At 62.8% G+C, this 22224-nt stretch carries 18 protein-coding genes and 1 pseudogene; 2 read left to right on the forward strand and 17 right to left on the reverse strand.

The window, feature by feature from the left end; translation table 11 throughout:
* Position 1: 1 nt before the first annotated feature.
* On the reverse strand, positions 2-3280 hold the full coding sequence (locus QFZ91_RS33740) for an efflux RND transporter permease subunit (protein WP_429569854.1): 3279 nt from the start codon (positions 3278-3280) through the stop codon (positions 2-4).
* Between the two features lie 411 nt (positions 3281-3691).
* Positions 3692-4128 (reverse strand): annotated as a pseudogene (locus tag QFZ91_RS33745) (VOC family protein).
* Positions 4129-4288: 160 nt separating this feature from the next.
* On the opposite strand from QFZ91_RS33745, the gene QFZ91_RS33750 reads away from it, so the two are divergent.
* Complete coding sequence (locus QFZ91_RS33750; protein WP_429569855.1) at positions 4289-5164, forward strand: LysR family transcriptional regulator; 876 nt, start codon at positions 4289-4291, stop codon at positions 5162-5164.
* Between the two features lie 187 nt (positions 5165-5351).
* On the forward strand, positions 5352-5990 hold the full coding sequence (locus QFZ91_RS33755; RefSeq protein ID WP_429569856.1) for a LysE family translocator: 639 nt from the start codon (positions 5352-5354) through the stop codon (positions 5988-5990).
* Positions 5991-6078: 88 nt separating this feature from the next.
* Here the strand turns inward: QFZ91_RS33755 and QFZ91_RS33760 are convergent, their stop codons facing one another.
* The 15 genes from QFZ91_RS33760 to QFZ91_RS33830 all read right to left on the reverse strand — a co-directional run bounded on the left by QFZ91_RS33760 (position 6079) and on the right by QFZ91_RS33830 (position 22222).
* A complete protein-coding gene (locus tag QFZ91_RS33760) occupies positions 6079-7323 on the reverse strand; it encodes a complex I 51 kDa subunit family protein (RefSeq protein WP_429569857.1) in 1245 nt (414 codons plus the stop codon).
* 20 nt (positions 7324-7343) lie between these two features.
* Positions 7344-8993, reverse strand: coding sequence for an FAD-dependent oxidoreductase (locus QFZ91_RS33765; protein WP_429569858.1), 1650 nt, complete (start codon positions 8991-8993; stop codon positions 7344-7346).
* Positions 8994-9008: 15 nt separating this feature from the next.
* Positions 9009-9647, reverse strand: coding sequence for a 4Fe-4S dicluster domain-containing protein (locus QFZ91_RS33770; protein WP_429569859.1), 639 nt, complete (start codon positions 9645-9647; stop codon positions 9009-9011).
* 180 nt (positions 9648-9827) lie between these two features.
* Entirely contained in the window at positions 9828-11333 is a 1506-nt protein-coding gene (glnA, locus tag QFZ91_RS33775; protein ID WP_429569860.1) for a type I glutamate--ammonia ligase, read from the reverse strand.
* Positions 11334-11427: 94 nt separating this feature from the next.
* Positions 11428-11631 carry a hypothetical protein gene (locus QFZ91_RS33780; protein WP_013091358.1) on the reverse strand — a complete coding sequence of 68 codons (204 nt, stop codon included), beginning with the start codon at positions 11629-11631 and terminating at the stop codon, positions 11428-11430.
* 196 nt (positions 11632-11827) lie between these two features.
* Complete coding sequence (locus QFZ91_RS33785) at positions 11828-12739, reverse strand: alpha/beta fold hydrolase (protein WP_429569861.1); 912 nt, start codon at positions 12737-12739, stop codon at positions 11828-11830.
* Positions 12740-12763: 24 nt separating this feature from the next.
* Positions 12764-13105, reverse strand: a complete 342-nt coding sequence (locus QFZ91_RS33790; protein ID WP_429569862.1) for an alpha/beta fold hydrolase — start codon at positions 13103-13105, stop codon at positions 12764-12766.
* A complete protein-coding gene (locus QFZ91_RS33795) occupies positions 12996-14162 on the reverse strand; it encodes a radical SAM protein (RefSeq protein ID WP_429569863.1) in 1167 nt (388 codons plus the stop codon). The genes QFZ91_RS33790 and QFZ91_RS33795 overlap by 110 nt, the downstream gene beginning before the upstream one ends.
* Positions 14163-14239: 77 nt before the next feature.
* Positions 14240-14413, reverse strand: a complete 174-nt coding sequence (locus tag QFZ91_RS33800) for a hypothetical protein (RefSeq protein WP_429569864.1) — start codon at positions 14411-14413, stop codon at positions 14240-14242.
* 361 nt (positions 14414-14774) lie between these two features.
* Complete coding sequence (locus tag QFZ91_RS33805) at positions 14775-15473, reverse strand: hypothetical protein (RefSeq protein ID WP_429569865.1); 699 nt, start codon at positions 15471-15473, stop codon at positions 14775-14777.
* Between the two features lie 476 nt (positions 15474-15949).
* Positions 15950-16114: an FmdB family zinc ribbon protein gene (locus QFZ91_RS33810; protein WP_018433560.1), complete on the reverse strand. Its 165-nt coding sequence runs from the start codon at positions 16112-16114 to the stop codon at positions 15950-15952.
* Positions 16115-16232: 118 nt separating this feature from the next.
* Positions 16233-17831, reverse strand: coding sequence for a methyl-accepting chemotaxis protein (locus tag QFZ91_RS33815; RefSeq protein ID WP_429569866.1), 1599 nt, complete (start codon positions 17829-17831; stop codon positions 16233-16235).
* A gap of 141 nt (positions 17832-17972) precedes the next feature.
* The gene (locus tag QFZ91_RS33820; RefSeq protein ID WP_429570943.1) at positions 17973-18665 is read right to left on the reverse strand and encodes a phosphatase PAP2 family protein; all 693 of its coding nucleotides are present in this window, start codon (positions 18663-18665) and stop codon (positions 17973-17975) included.
* A 130-nt stretch (positions 18666-18795) separates the two neighbouring features.
* Entirely contained in the window at positions 18796-20508 is a 1713-nt protein-coding gene (locus QFZ91_RS33825) for a SulP family inorganic anion transporter (protein WP_429569867.1), read from the reverse strand.
* Positions 20509-21169: 661 nt separating this feature from the next.
* Positions 21170-22222 carry a LacI family DNA-binding transcriptional regulator gene (locus QFZ91_RS33830; protein WP_429569868.1) on the reverse strand — a complete coding sequence of 351 codons (1053 nt, stop codon included), beginning with the start codon at positions 22220-22222 and terminating at the stop codon, positions 21170-21172.
* Positions 22223-22224 lie beyond the last annotated feature (2 nt).

A 22224-nucleotide genomic window follows, 5' to 3' on the forward strand; every position in this document is an offset into this window, starting at 1 on the left:
TTTACGCGGGCGTCGCCGCACTGCTGTGTTCCGGCGCGGGGCTGTCGCTATGGCCGCTGCTTCGACCGCCATCACCGCCTGTTCCACCGCCATTGCCGCCTGTTCCACCGCCATCGCCGCCGTTGTCGCCGCCGCCGTTGCGATGACGGCGCGCAAGCCACGAGTGAATGCCAGCGAACACGAGCGGCACGAAAAACAGCGTCGATACGGTCGCGAACAGCAAGCCGCCGATCACCGCGCGGCCGAGCGGCGCATTCTGCTCGGCGCCCTCGCCGAGACCGAGCGCCATCGGAATCATGCCGATGATCATCGCGAACGCGGTCATCAGCACCGGACGGATCCGGCTCGCGCCGGCTTCGAGCGCGGCCGTGAGCGGCGGCGCGCCGGCCGACAGCCGCTGGCGCGCGAACGCGACCATCAGAATACTGTTCGCGGTCGCGACGCCCATCGTCATGATCGCGCCGGTCAGCGCCGGCACGCTCAAGTGGGTGCCGGTCAGGAACAGCATCCACATGATGCCCGCGAGCGCCGCCGGCAACGCGCTGACGATGATCAGCGGATCGACCCACGACTGGAAGTTCACGACGATCAGCAGATACACGAGCACGATCGCCATCGCGACGCCGATGCCGAGCCCAAAGAACGAACTGCGCATGGTCTGTACCTGGCCGCGCACGGTGATCGTGCTGCCGCGCGGCAGCGTACCGCGCACCTCGTTGACGATCCTGTCCACCTGATTCGCCACGCTGCCCAGATCGCGCTTTTCAACGCTCACAAAAAGATCGATCACCGGCCGGATGTTGTAATGCGTGACTTCCGCGAACTGGCTCTTCGGCGACACCTGCACGAGGTTGCCGAGCAGCTGCGTCGGCCCGTTCATCGTGGCAGACACCGGGGTGCGCAGCAGTTCGTCGATCGACGACACCTGGTACTGCGGCGTTTGCACCTGGACCCTGTATTCGACGCCGTTCCTGTTGTTGACCCAGAAGCCCGGCGACGTCTGCGAGCTGCCCGATAGCGAAACGAGCACGTTCTGCGCGACGTCGTTCGCGGTCAGGTTCAGTTGTTGCAGGCGGGTACGGTCCATGTTCAGACCGAGTACCGGTTCGTCGAGCTTTTGCTGGATATGCGTATCGACGGTGCCGGGAATCAGGCGCACCTGCTTCAACAGCTTGCGCGCGACATCGAGGTTGCCCTGCTGATTCGCGCCGGCAATCTGCACGTCAACCGCGGCGGGCAGGCCGAAGTTCAGGATCTGCGTGACGATATCGGCGGGCTGAAAAAAGAACTCGACGCCCGGGAAACGCTGCGGCAGGATCGTGCGCAGCTTGTCCATGTAGATCTGCGACGGCTCGTGGCCTTCGTTCAGCGCGATCTGGATCTCGCCGTCGAGCGTACCCATCGTGCCCGCATTGCTATACGACAGGTTGATGCCGCTATACGGCACGCCGAGGTTGTCGAGAATCGTGCCCAACTCCTTCTGCGGCACGACTTCGCGGATCACCTTCTCGACCTCGTCGGCGAGCCGCGCGGTTTCCTCGATCCGCGTGCCGGTCGGCGCGCGCATGTGCAGACGGATGTCGCCCGCGTCGACGCTCGGGAAGAAGTCTTCGCCGAGCGCAAAGAACAGGCCCATCGACAGCACGCAGAAACCGAGGAACAGCGTGCCGAACATCCTGCGGCGCACGAGCAGGCTGCTCAGGATCATGATGTAGGCCGCGCGCATGCGCTCGAAGCCGGCGTCGAAGCGGTGATACAGACGCATGAACAGACCCGGCTTCGCGCCCGCCTTCGGCTTGTGCGCGTGGCCCATCAGCAGCATCGCGAGCGTCGGCACCAGCGTACGCGACAGGATGTACGACGCGAGCATCGCGAACACCACCGCTTCCGCGAGCGGCACGAACAGATAGCGTGCGACGCCGGTCAGGAAGAACATCGGCACGAACACGATACAGATGCACAGCGTCGACACCAGCGCCGGCACCGCGATTTCGCCGGCGCCATCGAGAATCGCGTCGTGCAGATTGGTGCCCATGTGCAGGTGCCGCTCGATGTTCTCGATCGTCACGGTCGCGTCGTCCACCAGGATACCGACCGCGAGCGCGAGGCCGCCCAGCGTCATGATGTTGATGGTCTGCCCGAGCGCGTGCAGCACGATCAGCGACGACAGGATGGACAGCGGAATCGAGATCGCGATGATGCAGGTGCTGCGCCAATTGCCGAGGAACAGCAGGATCATCGCGGCGGTCAGCGCGGCCGCGACCAGCGCCTCGCGCACCACGCCCTGCACCGCCGCCTTCACGAACACCGACTGGTCGAACAGCGCGGTGATCTGCAGATCCGGCGGCAGCGCGGCCCGCGCGGCCGGTAACAGGCCTTTCAACGTATCGACGATCGACAGCGTCGACGCGTTGCCGTTCTTCAGCACCGACATCAGCACGCCGCGATGGCCGTTCTGCCGCACGATGTTGGTCTGCGGCGAGTAGCCGTCGCGCACATGCGCGACTTCACGCAGATAGGTCGTCGCGCCGTTGACGGTACGCACCGGAATATCGTTGAGGCCTTCCAGCGTCGGCGGCGAACCGTTCATGTCGATCGTGTATTCCTTCGGCCCGATCTTGGCCGTGCCGGTGGGCAGAATCAGGTTTTGCGCGTTGAACGCGTTGACCACATCGGCCGGCGTCAGGCCCTTGGCCAGCATCGCGCGCGTATCGAGGTCGACCGAGATCAGCCGCGATTTGCCGCCATACGGGTACGGCACGGCCGCGCCCGGAATCGTCACGAGTTGCGGACGCAGGAAGTTCAGCGCGGTGTCGTTCAGGTCCTGCTCCGAGAGCTTCGGACTCGACAGACCGAGTTGGATCACCGGAATACTGGAAGCCGAGTAGCTGATGACGAGCGGCGCGGTGGCGCCCGGCGGCATCTGCTTCAACTGCGCCTGCTCGACGGCGACCGTCTGCGCGATGGCCGTCTGGATGTTCGCGTTCGGCTGCAAAAACACCTTCAGGATCGCGATGCCTGGCAGCGACTGCGATTCGATATGTTCGATGTCGTTGACCGTCGTGGTCAGACTGCGCTCGTTGACCGACGTGATGCGGGTGGCCATGTCCTCGGCCGACAGCCCGGTGTACGTCCAGATGATGCTGACGACCGGAATGTTGATTTCCGGCAGCACGTCGACGGGCGTGGTGAACAGCACGAAGGGCGTCGCCAGCACGATCAGAATCGCCATCACGATGAACGTGTATGGCCGCTTAAGCGCTACGTTGACGATCCACATTGAAACGGGCCAGAGAAAATGCGGGTGGAGGGAGGGATTGAATCTCCGCTTATGCTAGATCGGTAGCACCAACGCCTGCATGGCGCGAGAATGGCGAAATTGTCAGGAAGCTTGTTGAAAGCAAATGCGCCATTTTTGGAGGCGAAAAGCAATTGCCGGATTTGCAGCGAATTAGGGGCCAGGCAAACGTTTGTTGAGTAAATTTACGCGCAGTTAATGGAACGTTTGCTGATTCACAACAGGGCCGTTGTTCGAAATATTGTGAAACATGCTTTCAGTTTTATTCGCGACACGAGTCGATTTTGCTTCGCGCGGTCATTCCCCTTCAACGAAAAAGGCCGGTCAACCTGAATGGTCGACCGGCCTTCTCATTTGCAGCTATCCGTGTGCCGGCGTCAACGCCAGCGACGCTTATTTGGCGAACAGTGACGACATATCGGCGAACGCCTTGAACTCGAGCGCATTGCCCGACGGATCGAGGAAGAACATCGTCGCCTGCTCGCCGACCTCGCCCTTGAAGCGCACATGCGGTTCGATGATGAATTCGACGCCGGCCTTCTGCAGTTTATCCGCGGCGGCCTGCCATTGCTCCATCGACAGCACCGCGCCGAAGTGGCGCACCGGCACCGCGTCGCCATCCACGGCACTGGTATGACGGTGACCGACTTCATCCGGCGCCAGATGCGCGACGATCTGATGGCCGTAGAAATTGAAATCGACCCACGCGTCCGAGCTGCGCCCTTCCGGGCAGCCGAGCAATTCGCCGTTTAAAACTCGCGCGCGGCGGCGAGGCTATGAACAGGAAACGCCAGATGGAACGGCGGCAAAGCGGTTTCGGCAACGCTCATGATAGGAAGACTCGCTGGGTGGGTGTGAGGATTGGGTTACGACTGGCACGACTCGCACGGCAGGGAATCGGCTCAGATAAAGCCAAGTCTAACCATGAATAAAAATGTTGAGAAACGATATATATTTGACCTGACCATCACCAAAATCGATTAATCGATCATGCTCAGCGAGTTGAAAACCTTCATCGCCGTCAGCCAGTACGGCACGTTTTCCGGTGCGGGCGCGCGCATCGGTCTCACGCAATCGGCGGTCAGCGCGCAGATGCAGCGGCTCGAGCAGGAACTCGGCTTCCCGCTGTTCGACCGCACCGGCCGCTCGGCGACGCTCAACGAGGCGGGCCGCGAAACGCTCGCGCTCGCCGAGGAAATGATGACGCTCTACGCGCGGCTCTCCGAGCGCAGCGGCGCCGCCGCCGAAAGCGGCATGCTGCGGGTCGGCGCGATCGCGTCCGCGCAGGTGGCGCTGCTGGCCGACGCGCTCGCGCGCTTTCGCGTCGACCGTCCCGGCTGGCGGATTCGCGTGGTGCCGGGCGTGTCGCTGGGGCTGCTCGGCCAGGTCGACGCGGGCGAGCTCGATCTTGCCGTCATCATCAAGCCGCCGTTCGCGCTGCCGTCGGAGCTCGAATGGCGCACGCTGGTCGCCGAACCGTTCGTGCTGCTCGCGCCGAAAAAGCTCGCGCGCGGCGGCCGCTCGTGGCGCGAACTGCTACGCAGCGAGCCGTTCATCCGCTACGACCGCGCGTCGTTCGGCGGCCGGCTCGTCGATCGTTTTCTGCGGCGCGCGCGTCTCGGCGTGCGCGATGCGGTCGAGCTCGACGAATTGCAGGCGATCGTGCAACTGGTCGCGCGCGGCATGGGTGTCGCGCTGATTCCGAACACGGCCAGTCTCGGCAAATGGCCGGCGAGCGTCGTGGCACTCGAACTCGGCGATGCGACTTTCGAGCGTGAGATCGGACTCGTGCTGCGGCCGCGGCATAGCCGGCCGGTTGTCGCCGATGCGTTGGCGGAGTGTATTGCGAGCGCGGCGCACGGTTGAGCGCTTGGCGCATCGCGTTCAACGCACGTTCGATTCGGCTTCGAATCGAGTGTGCTGCCATACGTACGCGCAACTGTATCTGTGAGCGGCGCGCGACGGCGCGCAGAATCGTTGCTTCATTCAACCGGCCGGGTGGTGCGTTGCATCGCATTGCCGAACACGCACCCCGCCCTTACATTTGCCCGCCATGATCGCCAGCCCTGTGCTCACCGCCGATGTCCTGATCGCCTACACCGCCTATTTCGTCGGCACCGCGAGTCCTGGTCCGAGCAATCTCGCGATCATGTCGCTCGCGATGGGCGCGGGCCGGCGCGCGGCATTGGCGTTCGCGCTCGGGGTGGTATCGGGCTCGTTCTCATGGGCGCTGCTCGCGTCGCTCGGGCTGTCGGCGGTGCTCGCCAGCTACTCGGAATGCCTCGTGGCGATCCGGATCGCGGGCGGGCTCTATCTGCTGTGGCTCGGCTTCAAGTCCGCGCGCTCGGCGTTGAGCGCCGGCAAGCCGGCCGCGAGCGCGGCGCGCGTCGACGAACCGCTCGGGCGGCTCTATCTGCGTGGCCTTTTGCTGCATCTGACCAATCCCAAGGCGGTGCTCGTGTGGCTGTCGATCGTGTCGCTCGCGATGTCGCCGGTACACGGCGCCGCGCACGTGATGCCGGTCGTGCTGGGCTGCATGGTGATCGGCGCGACGGTGTTCAGCAGCTACGCGATGCTGTTTTCGACGGCGTCCGCGCGGCGCGTCTATACGGAGATCCGGCGCTGGCTCGACGGCTCGCTCGCGGTGATGTTCGGGATTGCCGGGATCAAGTTGCTGACGTCGAAGAGCTAGCGTTGGCCCGGCGCTCGCCGCTGCAAAAGCGGCTCTATCTCCGATTCAAAAACCGGTATTGATGAGCGTAACATCCGCCGCCCTGCCCCTACGCCATCAACAGCGCTTCGTATTCCGCGCGGAACTGATCGATGGAACTCTCCACCACCGTCACCGCGCCATCGATCAAACCGCAACGCCCGCTGCCGGGAAGAACGCGGCACAGATTCTCCAGTGCATCCAGATCGGCACGCACGCCGCGGCCCGTGTCGAGCCGGTTCAGAAGCCGCATCATCTGAAACGTTCCGCCCTTGCAAGGCGGGCACTGCCCGCACGAACCCTGGGCGAAGAAGCTCACGTAGTCCGCGACCTTGCGCACGATGCTGGTGCCTTCCGACACTACGATCATCGCGCCCGTCCCCAGTCGCGAACGGCGTTGACGCACCGAGTCGAAGTCCAGTGCCACGTCGAGATCGCGCTTCGTCAGCAGCGTGTTCGATGGGCCACCCGTGAAGACCGCCTTGAACTCCTTGCCCTGCAGCATGCCGCCGCCGTGCTGGAAGACCAGCGTCTCGAGGCTCGTGCCCATTGGCAGTTCGTACAGGCCGGGACGCAGCACGTCGCCGGAAAGAGAATAGAGCTTGGTTCCGGCCGCGCTCCCCGCTCCGAGGTCGCGATACCACTGCGCGCCGTGGCGCAGAATCCCTGGCACGTGCGCCAGCGTCTCGACGTTGTTGACGAGGGTCGGCGCGCCGTGCACGCCCTGCTCGGCCGGGAAAGGCGGTTTGCGCCGAGGAAACGGAAAGCCGCCTTCGACGCTGGCGATCACCGCAGTCTCCTCTCCGCCGATGTACAAGCCCGAGCTGGGCACGACTGCAAGCGACAGCGGCGCACCAATCCAACGCTCGATAGCGGCGAATTGCGCGTGCCCCGACCACTGCTTGACCGCCTCGCGAGTCGCGGCGAGCGAGCCCGTCTGATGCGGATTCACGTACAAGACGACATGGTTGGCCCGCGTCGCCACCGCGGCGATCAGCGCGCCCTCGATCACCTGATGCGGCGTGTGTTCGAGCAGAAAGCGATCCTTGAAGGTGCCCGGTTCGTCTTCGTTGCCATTGCAAACGACGTACTTGTCGCCGTCAGGGGCGGCTGCAACCGGCGCCCATTTTCGATGCGTGGGGAAACCAGCGCCGCCCATGCCACGCAAGTCGGCCCGGGCGAGCTCGGCGATGATCGCCTCCGGCTCGTCGAGCGCTTTGGCGAGTCCCTCGCCGCCGCCGCGCGCGAACCATGCATCGAGGTCGGCGCCGACACGGAAATCGTCCCTCATCAAACACTGATTCAGCGTTTGCATCGCGTGCTCCGTGGTTCCCGTCACCGGATGCCGCCGATCACGCGACCCCGCGCGCTCGCGCGCAATCCCGCATCCAGTCGCAGATCGAAATGGGCATAGGCGGGAAAGAGCTGCGGCGCCTTCACGTGAAGCGGCAGTCCCGCCAGCGTGAGCTCTCTCTGCCACGCGTGCACATGACCGATTCCGGCGCGGTTCGTCATCACCCACCCCCTCGATTGCGCGGCCTTCGCGCCGGCACGGCGGCCGATGCTCAGAATGTCGAGCAGCGCGTTACCCATCAAGCGGTTGCGGCCGTGGACGCCGCCCGTCAACTCGCCGACGCAGAAAAGGCCGGGGACGTTGGTGGCGCCATTTTTGTCGATCGCGACGCCGCCGTTCTGGTAGTGGAGCGTGGGATAAACGAGGAAGGGCTCCTGCGCCGCATCGATGCCGCACTTGTCTGCAAGATGGCGAAGCGTGACGAGGCGTTTGGCCAGAATGCCCGGGTGCTCGATTTCGAGTGTCGGCGTATCGAGGAACACCCCGAGCTGGCCGTCGCGCTCGATCCCGCGGCCTAATGCGCACTCACGCAGGATCGCCGACGCGACCACGTCGCGCGGCTTGAGTTCGTCGACGAAACGTTCGCCTGCGCCGTTCAGAAGTCTCGCTCCCGCGGAGCGCGCCGCCTCGGAAATCAGGCCGCCCGCCAGATGGTGCGGGTAGGCGATGCCGGTCGGATGGTACTGGAACGAGTCGAGCTCGCGCAGGCGCGCGCCGATCCGATAGGCGAGCACGAGGCCGTCGGCGGTGGCGCCGTAGTGGTTCGAGGTCGGAAACGAATTCAGGTGCAGTCGCCCCGCGCCGCCGGTGGCGAGGATCACCGCGCGCGCACGCACCAGCACGAAGCTACGCCATTCGAGGTTGTAGATCACCGCGCCGGCGCAGCCGCCGTGCTCGTCGGACAGCAGCTCTACCACAGGGCAGCGGTTCCACAACTCGATGCCCGGGTCGAGGTCCACCGCCTCGCGCAGCACCCGCATCATTTCGAGGCCCGTATAGTCCCGATACGACAGAATGCGCGCCGCCGACGCGCCCCCGGGTTTCTTGCGCAGCAGATTGCCGCCGATCAGCTGGTCCTCTTCCAGATCGAACATCATGCCGAGCTGGATCAGCCAGCGAATCACGTCGGGGCCGTCCATCACCATCTGGGCCACGAGTTCGGGCTCGCCGCAGAAGTGTCCGGCGCGAAGCGTGTCCTCGAAGTGCAGCTGGGGACTGTCGTCCTCGCCGATGGCCGCCTGGATTCCGCCTTCGGCCATCACGGTGTTGCTGTCGCCAAGACGCAGCTTGGTGGCGAGGATCACGCGCGCGCCCTGCTTCGCCGCAGTGAGCGCCGCCGCGCAGCCGCCACCACCGCCGCCGATTACCAGCACGTCGGTCGTCATCAGCTGCGCGCCGGCGATATCGACATCGTCGATCAGCGCGTTGGCCTGCAGATGCCGCGCGAGATCGGGCTGACACGGCTCGCCGCGATTGACCCCGACACTCAGCGCGACCCGCGCATGCGGCCCATGATCGGGGTGATAAGCCTTCAGCAGTTCATCGACCGGAAGGTCGTCGCCGCGGAGCGTGGCCGCCATCCCGGGGCGGTAGCGCTGCCGCGCGGTTTCGTAGGGTATGCCGGCGGACATGACGATTCGCTCCGCTCAGCGCGGCGGTTGAGCGCCAGGCGCATCGAAGTCGATCTTCAGCTCGCCGCTCTCGATCTGCCGCAGGCGTCGCATCAGATTGGCCGGACGCAGCGAAAGCGACGCGATCATCCGGCGCACGAACACCCCCAGATGGTTGGGCCGGATATGCTCGGGGCATGCGAGCGTGCACAGGTTGCACATCACGCATTCGTCGAACACCTGGCTCGATGCGGGCAGATTGCCCTCGACCGCCAGGTTCACGCCGCGCTGCACGTCCAGCCCCTTCGGACAGGCGCGATCGCAGCCGCTGCAATGACGGCAATGCGCCGCTTCGGGGAAGATCTCGGCGATCTTGCCGAGCGCCTGCCAGCTGTCGCTGATCTCTTCCATTCGATACAGGTGACGTTCCGACTCGGTGAAGTAATCGAGGAAGGCGACCTGCATGCCCTCTTCGACGAGGGTCTCGCAGGCGAGCGCGGTTTTGACTTCCTGCTCGCCGCTACGCCGCACCATCACACGGCACGAGCCGCACACACCCTGGGACATGCAGCCGACACCCTCGACGAGAGTCTGCCCCGCATGCCCCATGGCCTGCAGAATCGAGCAATTGCCCGGCGCCTGAATCTCGCGCCCTTCGATACTCACGCGAACCATGGCCTCGTACTCTCCTTGCATGCCGTGAGCACTTCACTGGCGAACGCGCAAAAAAGGTCTTATAAACCTTAGCACAAGGACGGTTATGAGAATGGGGCATGGCACGAAAACTGTCTGCAAGGCTGCGGTATTTCTGCTGATTTGCGCGCCGATCCTGCCTTGAGGTTTGAGGCCTGTCTTCTAGATATCGAAGTACAGATAAAACTCCCATGGATGCGGGCGCAATTTGATCGTGTCGATCTCGCGGCTGCGCTTGTAGTCGATCCATGTCTGAATCACGTCGTCGGTAAAGACATCGCCTTTGCGCAGGAACGTGTTGTCGGTTTCGAGCGCCGCCAGCGCCGCTTCGAGGGAACCCGGCACCTGCCGTATGTTGCGCGCTTCTTCGGGCGGGAGATCATAGATGTTGCGATCGAGCGGCTCGCCAGGATCGGTCTTGTTTTCGATGCCGTCGAGGCCGGCCATCAGCATCGCCGCGAAAGCCAGGTACGCATTGGCCGACGGGTCCGGACAACGGAACTCGACGCGCCGCGCGTTCGGCGAATCCGAATACATCGGAATCCGCGCCGCGGCCGAGCGGTTACGCTGCGACATCGCCAGATTGACGGGCGCCTCGTATCCCGGCACGAGGCGCTTGTACGAATTCGTCGTCGGCGCGCAAAAGGCCATCAGCGCGGGCGCGTGCTGGAGCAATCCGCCGATGTACCAGCGGCACATGTCGGAAGTCAGCGCCCAGCCGCCCGCGTCGTAGAAGAGGTTCTGCGCGTCTTTCCACAGGCTCTGGTGACAATGCATGCCGCTCGCGTTGTCGGCGAACAGCGGCTTCGGCATGAAGGTTGCAACCTTGCCGTGCCGACGCGCGACGTTCTTGCAGATGTACTTGTAGATCATCACGTTGTCGGCCATGCGGGTCAGCGTTGCAAAGCGCATGTCGATCTCGTTCTGTCCGGCGGTCGCGACTTCATGGTGATGAACTTCGATCTGCACGCCGGCCTGCTGCAGTGTCAGCGCGATTTCCGAGCGGATCTCCTGCAGCGTGTCATGAGGAGGCACCGGGAAATAGCCCTCCTTATAGTGCTGCTTGTAGCCGAGGTTGCCGCCGCCGTAGGCGCCCTCGTCGCGGCCGGTGGTCCAGTCGCCCTCGGCCGACTCGACGTAGTAATAGCCGCAGTGCTGATCCTGGCCGAAGCGGATCGAGTCGAAGATGAAGAATTCGAGCTCCGGCCCGAAATAACACGTCGTCGCGATGCCCGTCTGGCGCAGATAGTTCTCCGCCTTTTTCGCCACGTAGCGCGGATCGCGCGAATACGGTAGTCGCAGCACTGGATCGACTACGTCGCAAATGATCGACAGCGTCGGCGTGCCGCAAGCCGGATCCACGAAGGCCGTTGCCGGGTCGGGCCGCAGCAGCATGTCCGATTCGTGGATCTCCTGAAAGCCGCGGATCGATGAACCGTCGAAACCGATGCCGGCGCTGAACAGGTCGTCGTGAACTTCGGGGAGCGTGATCGAGAAATGCTGCCAGAGGCCGGGCAGATCGGTGAATTTCAGATCGACGATCTGAATATCGCGCTTTTGCAGCAGGTCGATCACATCGCTTGCGTTCTGCGGTCGCGTGACGCGATAGCTGCCCGCTTCGACGGACGCCGCAAACGGCGATCCGGTGCTTCCTTGCGTACTGGCCATGAGCTTTGCCCTCTTGCGCCCCCGTTACCGCCGGTTTACTTATAGTCCAACGTTAGTACTTCCGTGGGCGAAAACAAGGCGGCGGTGAGTGAGCCTAGCGGTCTTGCTCCAAGCCCTTCAAATGGGCCTGCCCCGCATCTCTGGCAGCGGCGGCAGTCGCATATGTCTCGTCCGAAACGAGCGAGCGTCTGACCTCACGGGCCGCGAAGTCGACCAGCGTGATTACCCAGACATGCTCGCCACCCTGCTCCGCCGTTTGCACGAAAGCGCGCACGTCGCCCTTGTCGTCTGATTTCATCGTGACCTCCATGTGGAAAAGTCGCGCGCGGGAAACGGCTGCGCGACGATTAAGACGCTCGCGAGCCGCGGTGCATTCCTCGCGGAGCGCGTAACTTGATCTTAGGCAATCGAATCGGTCCTTTGACGGTTTTCTCGCTTCCGATGACGGGCACAGCCGCTGGGTCCGGCCGCAAAAGCGCGGTGCCAGCAGCCAGTTAAAGCCGATCGATCAGGAAATCTTGCAGGGAGTTCAACACCTCGTTCGGCGCGTCCTCGGGCAGCAGATGGCCACCGGGCAGACCCCTGCCGGTCACGTTTTCTGCCCACCTGAACCAGGTGTCTGTGGGTGAAGCCTTCCTCGCCCTCTGCTCTTTCTCGCTCCACAGCACCAGCACCGGACAGGCAAGCTTTCGGCCGGCCGCTGCGTCGCTCGCGTCGTGTTCCAGATCCTCTGAAGCAGCGGCACGATAGTCTTCGCAAATCGCGTGCCGCACGCCGGGATTCCGGAATGCGGCTCGATAGGCATCGAGCGCCCGAGGATCGATTCGCTCTAGTCCTCCGGCCATCTTCGCAAGCGCGGCGTCGATGAAAGCATCAGGATCGGCCGCCAGCATTCGCTCTGGAAGGTCCGCGGGCTGCGCCAGAAAAAACCAGTGCCAGGCGTCGAGCGCAAAGGTCTTATCGACAGTCGCGAAAGCATCGAGCGTGGGCACGACGCACAGCGATGCATAAGCAGTGACGCGCCGAGGGTGGTCGAGCGCAAGCCGGTATCCGGCGCGAGCGCCTCGATCGTGCCCGACTACGGCGAATCGTTCGTGCCCGAGCCGCGCCATCAACGCGGCGAGCGCACTGGCCATACGGCGTTTGGTCCAGCGCCGCTGATCGTTGCGGCTCTGGCTGGCACCGTATCCCGGCAGGTCGGGCACGACGAGGGTGTGAGATTTCGCGAGCGTCGGAGCAATCAATCGCCATGCAACGTGGGTCTGCGGATAGCCGTGCAGCAGCAGCACCGGCGATCCGGTTCCGCCGATGACGCCTCGAAACGCGACGTCGTCAGTTTCGATGTCGAGCCTCGCAAAGCCAGCAAAGAAGTCCTCCACAGCAACTCTTTCGATTTCGGGTGCCATGACTCGTCCTCATGAAAGCGCGCGTCATTTCCCGGACACGGAACTGACGAACTCGGCCAGATCGCGATTGAAACGATCGGGTTCCTCGATGAACGACGCATGACCCGCGTCGGCGTACACCTTGCTCTGGATGCGTGGATTCAGCGCGCTCGCGCGGGTCAGCGTCGCGGGTGTGTCGACGAGAGCGTCGCGGCCGCCATAGATGAACAGCAACGGCCGCTCGAGTAACGCGGACCAGCGTTCGAATGGGCGAGCCCTATCCACTTTGCGGCGTGAAACGGCGTCCGCCAGTCCGTCTTGCGAACGACATAAGCGACGCTCGAGGTAATTCCTCGACCGAAAGCGCCCACAGCGAATACGCGACACTGCGCCGGAACAACAAGCTGACGGCAGTGCGAAGCTGACCCCGGCCCAGCGCGTACACCGAATCGGTCACGGCGATCGCGCCGTGCATCAGAATGCTGGCATGCCGGTAGCATCCCATCATGCAGGCATTGCAGGGCTCCCGTTGATCGGGCAGACGGTCGAGGTCGAACACGGAGCCCATCGGCTCAGGCCACGCCTCGCAACGCCAGACATCGAGGTTCCAGTCGATATAAAAGTACTTGCTGCCACCAATACATGGAACCAGTTGCGGTTCACCGCGCACGAAGCGCGCGACCTCGTCCAGCGCGGCGCTCGGGTCCATCACCCGGAAGTGCTTCTTCAGGCGCGCGATCGCGCTCAACGCTTCGAGTAGTTCGTCGGTATTCAGGTCGACGAGTTTCGAGTCTTCGTCGTACACGAGCGATGTCGATCCGAACGCCTCGCGCCGCGGATAGGAAAAAACCACCGCATCGAAGCCAAGCCGCTCGAGCGTCTCGGGAAGCAATTCGTAATTGACCAGACGGCTCACCGTAATCGATGCGCACACCTCGATGCCGAAGCGATGGGCCTGAGTGATGCCCTCGCGGATGCGGGCCTCGAGACCGCGCAGGCCGCGATTGCGCTCATGCTCGCGCATGTCCGCGCTATCGATGGAAATCAGCAGACGCTTGAGGCCGGCCTCCGCTAGTTGCTTGATGTGGCGCGGCAGAAACCAGCCGTTCGTGATCACACCGCACTGAATGCCGGCCCTGGTGGCCGAAGCCACCAGCGATGCGATCTGGGGATGAACCAGCGGCTCGCCGCCTTGCAGCGTCATGTAACGAATCCGGCGTCTGCGCAGGATCGGCAGTGCGCGCGCGAATTCCTCAGGATCGAGATAGCGACGTGGCCCCGCCAGATTCTTCTCGCGAGAGAACCCGCAGAAGTCGCATGCGGCGTTGCAAACGTTCGTCACCGATACGTCGCACACCGCGGGCAGCGGGTTGCGCGGTTCGCTGACGGCGCCGTCTACATGCCGCAGATCGCGCCACTTGATGATTCGCTCTGTCGTATCCATGGGACCCTCACGACCTGCCGACGAATTCGTCACGAGGCTTCATAGAATACGCTCAACCTGCTGAGCGTGATGCATTGTTACGCCTGCCGTCGGGTTTCGGTGCGTGCCGTCATCAGAACCTGTCCGGCGAACATGCCCGTTGCGGACGGCCACAGCGCAAAGCAAAGGTTGGCAAACACTCCCAATGCGGCCGCGATGCACATCAACCACACGGTGCCGAGCCGGCGGCGCAGTCCGATGCTGAAGGGCATGATGAGTAGCTCGATTCCTTCACCAGGAAAAGAACGATCTGTGGCGCGGCCGCTGACGTGCCGAGTCCCGACAGAAACATGGCGAGCGTCGAGCCGCGAAACAGCCTCGACGTTGCAACTTGACGCAATGCGGATTCACTAGCGGTTTGATTTGAAATCGTGAGAGCTTCGGTACCGGTTTGGTCAGGCATCGTGAAATGAACTCCGTCGTGACAGCAACAAAGATGACTTCCCGAACTTGTTCGGCGGAATTCCCCGGTCTGTCCGGCGCGCACGCTGCAGATTATCGCGAGCGCTTCTCGATTGCCATGGTCAAGTCGAAGTGCTCACTTCGTCGCTGCCGAAATCGCGAAGCCGATGCCTAAAACTGGACCCGCCGATCGCAGCGGACCGCACGAAACGCCTGACTGAATCCGTGCTTGCCAAGCGCGCTATGAATCATGCCGACCATAGGCCAATATCGGGGGGGGGGGGGCGCAAGAACAGCGCTGTCGTCGAGCCGGGAGGAATCAATCAGTTGGCAGAAACACTCGAGCATCTGCATTGGCGATGCGCCACGGTCGATGACCGCATCGACACCCGGCCACGCTGCGAAAGGAGACAGCGTACTGGACAGAACCGCGACGCGGCATTGCGGGCAGTGCCTGTTGATCAACTCGATCGCTTTTAACTTCGATGCAAGATGGCAGTCGCCGTCAAGCACCGTCAGTTGCGCGTCGCTCACGATTTGCCCCCGTACCGCATCAGCGCACGTCTCAAGCGTGGAAACGAAGCCTCGCACCCGGGCGATCACGAAGATGGATTCGGCAATCGGCTCATGTCCTCTGCGGAGGACGAGCAGGCGCCGTCCCTTACCAACGTTTGGCATCATGGTTCGCGCTCCATTGGCAGCCAGCAACGCGTAAATTGACTTCCACCTGAGAATCGTAATGCGATACCGCTCGCACGCCTCGGTGTAAGCGAGTGAATCCTCGCCCGAGGTGGCACGGGCTAGTTCCAAGGCCTCGAACGCCGAATCGACTTCGCTTAGCGATATATCGAACGCATCTCGCGTATCCATGGCGAGTATTAGAGTCGAGTCACCTGGATTTCCAGCATACGTCGGCCCAGCCACCTGCAGAAGGTCGGGAGTGGGAAAGTGATTTCTTTTCGTCTGTTGGGCTTTCGTGCAGGACTATTTTCTGCCCTCGGCGATTCGAGGGATTATTTCAACGGTTCGTCGGATTTGAAGCACTGCTCCCGTTTTGCGGCTCTGGGGCAGCCACCACGGTCGTGCGGCTTGAGCGGTAAGCAGATACTGGTGGCTGCACAGTCTGGGATCAATTCATAGCAAGTTCTGCCGGGCGGCCGCTACGGGCTTCCATGCGATCGGCGGCACGATACTTGCCCGCTGACATCGCAGCCTGTTGCCAGATTTGCACGCTCCCAGCCAGGTCCCCCAATCTCCACGAGGAGACGGCGAGAATCGGCGAGCGGAGATCCGTCGTTAGGCGAGAACCGACGTTCGAACGTCCCTGAGAACCGCGAAGACAGATTTCAGCTTTTTCGGGACGTTTTCGGCACAAATGGCGTGGGTATGTGCTGGACCTTCTCGCTTCCGCACTTCGGGCAAGCGGGATGAGCGTTTTCATGTTCAGCAAGATGCTCGGCATGTTCGAACATCTCACCGCACTTCTCGCACCTGTACCGGTAAGTCGGCATGGCATTCCTCCAACGAGAATCCTGCACGTCGTGCCGACCAGATGCGTTTACGACGTCGGCAATAACCCATTCTAGTGCAGGAAAGTGCGGGCGCTGATTGCGGCACTGACCGTGATGATCAGTTTGGCCCGTCACCTACCAACCGAAAAACCTGCACGGCATCCTCCAACGTGGACGCCTGTTCCTGCATGCTGGCCGCCGCGGCTGCCACCTGCTCCACCAGAGCAACGTTTTGCTGGGTCATCTCGTCCATGTGTCCGATCGCGCGATTGATTTCGCCGATGCCGGTACTTTGCTCGTTGCTCGCGTGGGTGATCTCACCCATCAAGGTGACCACACTATCGACCGCCGTAACGATTTCGGTCATGTCCCGGCCAGCCTGGTCGACCAGTTCTCCGCCTGCGTTGACGTTGCCGACCGAGTCGGTGATCAGCGCCTTGATTTCCTTGGCGGCCGTCGCGCTGCGTTGGGCCAGGCTGCGCACTTCGGCGGCGACGACCGCAAAGCCGCGCCCCTGGTCGCCGGCGCGCGCCGCCTCGACGGCCGCGTTCAAAGCCAGGATATTGGTCTGAAGGGCGATCGAATCGATCATGCTGATGATGTCGACGATCTTGTGCGAACTGCCGCGGATCAGCGACATGGTGGTGACCACATGGCCCACCACGGTGCCGCCTTTGACCGCGAGATCGGAGGCCGCCGCGATGTGCTGGTTGGCGTGCGAAGCGCGTTCGGCATTGGCGCGGACCATCGCAGTCAATTGCTCCATCGTCGAAGCGGTTTGCTCGAGCGAGCCGGCCTGCGCCTCGGTGCGGGACGACAGCTCCGCGTTGCCGGCGGCAATCTCGCGCGCGCCCAGCGCGATCATATCGGACGCGCGTCGCACGTTGCCGACTACCGAGGCGAGGCCGACACTGATGCCGTTCATCGCCTGCATCAACTGGCCCAGTTCGTCGCGCCGGCTGACATGCACTTGCGCGGTCAGGTCGCCGGCCGCCAATTTTTCCGCGGCGGCCTTCGCTTCGAGCAGTTGCATGCCGAGACCGCGCCGGGTCGTCACGTAGACCAGCGCGCTGACCAGCAGCGCGCCGAGCAGCCCGAAGCCGATCACCGCGGTTGACAGGAAAGGCGGCGACGCCCCGACGGGGCTCGCCTGGTCCGGGAGGATCACTGCCTGCAGCAGCCGACCATAGCCCAGCAGGAGTACGGTATTCGCGGCGAGGGTCAGCAGCGCGAGCCTGGCTCCGATCGACAGGTTCCACACCTCGCTGACATCGAGGCCGACGTATAGCGCGCCGATTACGTCGCCGGAACTGTCCCGGATCGGCTCGTATCGTGTCATGTATTGCTTGCCGAATAGCGTCGCGTAACCGGTGTAGGGCTGCCCGCTGCGCAGCATCCGATAGCCGGGGTGCGAGCGGTCGAGTACCGTGCCCACGGCCCGCTCGCCGGTTTGCCTTTTGACCGAAGTGGCGACGCGCACGAAGTCGTCGCCTATCGCGACGAACAAGGTGCCCGTCGCGCGGGTTTTGTCGGTGAAGCGGTCAACTTCGCCATAGTTGAGGTTCAGCAGCGTGGTCCCGTTCAGCAGCCTCGGCGTCATCACACCGAGGATCTCGACACCGCTTGATTCGTCGCGTGTAAATGGAGCTGGAAAATACCCGGCGAGCGTTCGCGCGTGACGACACACCTGGGCCTTGAGCGGCAGCAGAGAGTACATGAAGTGAACCCCCGTCGACTGTGTCAGCGATTCGAATGAATCGGACGTTTTATTCTGATTTCATTAGACAGAATATTGCATGAGATGGCAATAGAGGGTGCTCGCTAATCTCAGCTCACTGAAAGTGAGGCGCCGGGCGGGTCATAGATGCTTGAACACGCCGCTCGCCAGAGCACGCAACTCTTCGAACTGCGTGACGAGTTGAAGGCACAGAAGGAAGGCGAGTATTGCCGAAGGTCCCCGATAGCGTTCGATCCATCGCAGCACCGGGGTCGCGTAGCGCTTGCGAATCGCATCGCGCGTCAGGATCAACGTGATCCCGATTCCCAGCGCGGCGCCCACCAGCAAATCGGTCGGATAGTGAAAGCCGAGATAGGCGCGCGGAAGGCAAATGAACAGCGCGGTATAGAGAAGCGCCAGCACGCCGATGCCCCGCCACACGAGGAAGATGCCGGTGGCGATAGCCATCCATAGCATCGCGTGATCGCTCGGGAACGAACTCCAATCCGACAACTGCGCAGCCTTGGTCGAGCCGCTTGCGAACTGCAGATGAAGTTCGGGGTTATAGATGGGACGCGCTCTAAATGGCAACCAGTGCGCCAGCAGCCTTCCGACGAAGAGCGCCACGACACCGCTGAGAAGCGTCGCGAGCACGATTTCGCGCCGCCATTCGGCGCGTTCGTCTCGTTGAAACCAGATCCACCAAAGCACGGGAATCAATACCAAGCCTTTAAAGGAGTACAGATCGGCGATGGCTTGTATCGATTGGGTCGTGAAACGACCGAAGTGTATGCTGGACAGATACGTTTCGATGGTCGAGTCGAAGCTGTTCATGTTTTTGTAATTAATATCTACTAATCGCAGCGAAAGGTCAGCCTGATCCAGCCAGGCGACAAGAAATGAGGCGCAGACAACGTTTGCCACCAACTTTTTGCTCGTTCCGATACCGCACGCGCCCTCCCCGTTATGGCGCCCCCTTCACCTGCTCATGCGGCTTCTCCACCCCCGCCATGCTCAGCGCCTCATGCAGCGTGCCGAAAATGCAGCGCTCCTCGACGATAGGCGTGATGCCGTGCCGATCCATATCCGCGCGCAAATAACGATTCACGCGCGCAAAGATCACTTCGATCCGATCGCGCTTGAGCGCCGAGCACAACTCGCCCACCGAGCGCGCCGCCGAATAATCGACATCCGTAATCGCGCTCGCATCGACGACGAACCAGCGTACGGCGTTCGGTGCGTGCTCGATCAGGCGGCGCGCATCGTCCACGAAAAAATGATCGTTCGCGTAGAACAGGTCGGCGCCGAAGCGATAGACGATCAGTCCCGGCGCGGTCTCGATGCCGGGCACCGCCGGCACCGGCACCCACATGCCGTCGCCGTTGGGCGCGAGCATCATCGTGTGCGGGCGGTAGCTGTGTCGCACGTGACGCAGCAACGACAACGCGACCGCGACCAGAATGCCGTGCTCGACGCCGATCAGCACGACCGCAGCCGCCGTGAACAACGCTAGCGCGAATTCGCCGGGACTTTCGCGGCGAATCGAATAGAGCGACTGCACGTTGATCAGGCCGACCGCGATCGTAAACACGATGCTCGCGAGAATGCAGTGGGGCAAATACTGCAGATAGCGGCTGAAAAACAGCAGCACGATCACCACGACCGCAGCAAACACGAGCTGCGCGAACTGGCTGCGTGTGCCGGCTCGATCGGCCATCGCGGTCTGCGTCGGGCTGCCGTTGACGACGAACGCGCCGGAAAACGCCGCCGCCGCGTTGGCGGCCGCGATGCCGAGCAGGTCCGCGTTGGTATCGACCACCTCGTGATAGCGCTCGGCGAACACCCGGCTCGCGGCGGCGCTTTGCGCGACGATAATCACGAAGCACGACGCCGCGACCGGCACGAGATCGAGCGTCTGCTGCCACGTCACCGACGGAACCCGCAGCGGCGGCAAGCCGCCCTCCACCGGACCGAGAATCGAAATGCCGTGCGCGGCGAATCCGAACAGGTCGCTCGCGGCAATGCCTCCGACGACCGCGATCAACGGCACCGGCAGGCGCGGCCAGAAACGCTTGCAGACGAGAATCGCAGCCACCACGAAGAGCGAGATCGCCAGCGTCGGCCGATTGATCTGCGTGGCCTTGCTCACGACGAGCAGCAGTTGGTCCACACTGCGCGTCGCATGTCCAGGCACGCCGAGCATGTCTGCGAGCATCGCGATGCCGACCTGCACGCCGACGCCGGCGAGAAAGCCGACCAGCACGGTGCGCGACAGGAAGTCGGCGAGAAAACCGAGCTTGAAGATGCGCGCGACGAGCAGCAACGCAGCCGTCAGCAGCGCGACCATCGCCGCGAGCGCCGCGTATTCGGCGCTCGACGCGGCTGCCATCGTCTCCAGACGGCTCGCGAAGATCGTCGCCGTGGCCGAATCGGCAGCGACGACCAGATGCCGCGACGCGCCGAAAAACGCGAACGCGACCAGCGGCAGGAATACCGTATAAAGCCCGGTGACGGCTGGCATGCCGGCAATGCGCGCATAGCCGAGCACCTGCGGTATATCCATCGACGCAAGCTGCACACCGGCCAGCGCATCACGCGCCGCCGCGATCCGGCTCAAAGGAAGAACGCCCTTCAGCACGCTCGCACGTGCCGCCATTTTCTGCAGAGAATCTCGCATATGCGATGCCGACCCAAAACGAAGGTAATCGCGCATCGTGCCGCGAACCCGCACGCCAAGGCAAGACTTGCTGAAAGGTAAAACGGGCTATTGACGAAAACGAAAACGAGAAAGCAAATCGAAAGGAGGCAAACGGTTGCCCCTTTCAAATTGACGACGAACCAACGAATGCTAATCGCAATGCGAAAATTTCCACGGCACGGCCGCGGAAAAAACGCGCGAAAAAAATCTACCGTTTGAAACGTCCGGTCTGCGGATCCACATGGCGCGCAAAGCTAAACAGCGCAGCGATGCCGATCGGACAGGCGATCAGAAAGATGGCCAGCATCACACTCACCCCGTAACAACTTGTTACAGCCGAGTTTAAAGAAATTTGACGCAAGTTTAATGAGGGAAAACCGCAAAGCAGTCTTGCGAAGATTTACGACGACCTTTAAAAAACCGTCACATCCGTAAGTGAAAACGCGAATAAGCGCGCGACGGCTCGCGTTAAAAAACTCGAAGAAAAAATCCGTTGGACTATGAGAAAAGCCGCGCTGCGTATAGCTGGTAGCCGCGTACCCGTTCAGTTCGCAAGTTTGAAACGGCGCCGGCATAAGACAGCCGGGGCGGCGCGCGTCCGCGCGCCACACATCACACCGCCACGATTAGGCAAATCCTTCTACCGGGTTGCGCCACGCGTATTTTTCTTCTGTATCGGCGCTGGCCCGACCGATTCGCGCATCGTCACGCTGACCGGAAACTCGCGGAAGATCTCCCACTTGGTGCCGTAACACTGGTTGATCAGCCAGCGCACCGCATTTTGCGTCAGCTCTCCGGTCGGAATATGCACCGACGTGAGCCCGGGCGCCGCGTACGCGGCCGAGTAGTCGTCGTCGTAGCTGATCACGGAAATGTCGTTCGGCACCGAAATGCCCGCCTGGTGAAAACGCGCGAGCACGGCGACAGCCATCGTGTCGTTCGCGCAGAACAGGCCGGTCACGCGCCGCTGCGTCTCAAGCAGCTTCTGCGCGGCCGCGTAGCCGCCTTCGGGCGAGAAGTCGGATTCGATCAGAAGGACGTCGTCGCGCGCAATGCCTGCTCGCGCGAGTTCGGCGAAAAAGCCGTCGATCCGCATCACGTTGTCCGACGCGGTAGCGGGCCCGGAAATCACCGCGATGTCGCGATGCCCGTGATCGAGCAGCGTGCGCGCCGCGAGTTCGCCGCCGCGCCGATGATCCGCGCTGAACGACGCTTCCGGCAACTGCTCGAACGCGCGATTCAGGAACACCATCTTCGGATGCATGCCATGCAGCATGATCAGGTCTTCGTCGTGCAGATCGTGGCTGATCACGACCACGCCATCGCAATCGCGGCCGATCAGAAAGCGCACTGCCTCGATTGCCTGCTCGCGCGGCGACACCTCGCCGCAACCGGTCGCGACCACGACATGCCGGCCGACCGCGCGCAACTCGGTGTCGGTCTGCTTCAGGATCGTGCCGTAGTACGGACCAAAGAAGGTCGGCACGAAGATGCCTATGATGCCTAGCTGCTGCGTCGCCATTGCCCGGCCGATCGACGACGGGCGGAAGTTCAGCGCCTCGATCGCCGCCTTCACGCGCGCCGCGGCATCTGCGGAAATCGGTCCCTTGCCGGAAATCGCTCGTGAGGCGGTCGACATGCCCACGCCGGCGAGTTGCGCGACGTCCTTGAGTGTTGCCACGCGGTTCTCCATCA

This window comes from Paraburkholderia sp. JPY419, from assembly GCF_050435705.1.
Classification (GTDB): Bacteria; Pseudomonadota; Gammaproteobacteria; order Burkholderiales; family Burkholderiaceae; genus Paraburkholderia; species Paraburkholderia youngii.